This window comes from Chitinimonas sp. BJB300 (assembly GCF_002735695.1).
In the GTDB taxonomy this organism is placed as follows: Bacteria; Pseudomonadota; Gammaproteobacteria; order Burkholderiales; family Chitinimonadaceae; genus Chitinimonas.
In genome coordinates this window covers 1-1,927 of record NZ_PDZH01000279.1, presented here as the reverse complement: position 1 = coordinate 1,927, position 1,927 = coordinate 1, and the positions used below count along the sequence as shown (strand labels likewise).

Annotated in this window: 2 protein-coding genes; both read left to right on the top strand. The window is 60.8% G+C overall.

Features of this window, described 5'->3' with window-relative positions; all coding sequences use genetic code 11:
- A partial coding sequence (locus tag CSQ89_RS21310; RefSeq protein WP_308418200.1) for a hypothetical protein occupies positions 1-956 on the top strand: 956 nt, incomplete at its 5' end.
- Positions 949-1,927 (top strand): hypothetical protein (locus CSQ89_RS21305; RefSeq protein ID WP_199065778.1); only part of this gene is annotated, 979 nt, incomplete at its 3' end. The genes CSQ89_RS21310 and CSQ89_RS21305, both read left to right, overlap by 8 nt.

The window sequence follows — 1,927 nt, the reverse complement described above, 5'->3', positions numbered from 1 at the left end:
TGGGCGAAGTGCCGATGGCAGCCGACACCTTTGTGGATCGCCTGGAACAGGCCAATGAAGCCTTGGCCACCAAGGGCTTTCTGCCACCCCCGCCTGACCTGCAAGGGCTCACCGCCATGCCCAACGGCATCCTGGCGGGCTTTAGCGGCCACCACCTGTATTTCTGCGAACCCTATCTCCCCTACGCCTGGCCTGATAAATACCGTCTGACCAGCGATTACCCGATTGTGGGCTTGGCGGCGTTTGGGCAGTCGCTATTGGTGGCCACCACGGGCCATCCCTATATCGTGACCGGTATCGACCCGGCCAGCATGAGCATGGATGGCTTACCGAGTTTGCTCGGTTGTGTCGCCAAACGCTCGATTGTGTCCACCGGCGATGGGGCGCTGTATGCCAGTGCCAGTGGTTTGCAGGGCGTGGGCATGGCGGGTAGCCGGCTATTGAGCAATGAAGCCATGCGCACCGAGCACTGGCAGGCGCTCGACCCGGCCAATATGACGGCCGTCTGGCATGAAGGGCGCTATATCGCCTTCACCCCAAACGGGGGCGTGATCCTCGATAACGCCGGACGCTTTACCACTTTGGCTGGCTTGGGCGCCTCTGCCGCCTATATCGACCCGTTGAACGGCGCGCTGTATATCGTGACCGGGGGCCGTTGTTTGCAGCGCTTTGAAGCCGGTGCGCCCTTATCGTTGCGCTGGCGCTCGAAACAGTTCTCGATTGGTGCCGGCTTTGTGCCGCCTTTGGCCCGCGTCAATGCACGGACTTACCCCATTACCTTCACGCTGCTGATTGACGAGGTGGTGCGCCACACGCGCCAAGTGACCAGCGCCGAACCGTTCCGGTTGCCGGCTGAACTACGTGGCGAGGTGCTGGCGCTCGAAGTCAGCGGCGCCGTCAGTGGTCTGAAGTCCATGGGTGTCGGCTATGCCGTCAAGGAGTTGGTCCATGGCTAAGCTGCCCGCCATCCCCAGCATTCCGGGCAATCTGGACCCGGCACTCTACAAGATACTGAGTCCGATCAAGCAGGCCCTCGAAAGTGGCGCGTTCAACAAGGCATTGAGCAATGCCGACAAGCCGCCCGTGGTGCCGCATGACAGCGGGCCGGTGACGCCCGAAGATTTGGTCAATGCCGGCTTGCCCGAGGAATGGCTCTCCACGGTGCCGCCCCCGATGCCAACGGGCCTCGCGCCCATCGGGGCAATCGGTTACAACCTGGTGCGCTGGCAATGGCCCACTTACGGCAACCATGCCCATACCGAAATCTGGCGTGCTACAGCGGATAACTTCAGCTTGGCGACGCTGGTGGCCATGTCGCCCAGCTCGACCTATATGGACCCGTTTGATACACCGACGCAGGCGTATTACTGGGTCCGATTTGTGTCCAAGACCGGCTTAAAAGGCCCGTATAACAGCCCGACCGGCAGCGTCGCCAAGTCGCGCCCGTTGATTAACGGCATCCAGCCCGGTGAGATTACGCAAGACCTCTTGGCCGCTAAATCGGTTCGCGCCTTGCAGGTTGATACCTTGGACCTTGTGACCAATACGGCGATCACAGGCGAGCTGGTGGCCAATAGTGGCTTTGTCGATAAGTTGACCAGCAATACGGCCTTTATCGAGGGTTTGACCGCCAATAACGCCTATATCCAGTCCCTGACCGCCAAAGCCGCGTTTATCCGCTCGGTACGTGCCAATGTGCTGACGGCCAACAGCATCACGGCCAATATGATCGACAGTCGCGGCCTGACCGTGCGCGATGCGGCCGGTAATGTGATCCTGGGTGTCGGTTCGCCGCTGCCCGTTGCCTATGCCGATCCGGGCTTGCGCAATGACCGGCAGGAATGGTCACAGGTCAATAATCGGCCTGCCGAGGATGCCATCCGCAACAACCTGATTGATGTCAGTTGGTGGCGCCGCGATGGACCGA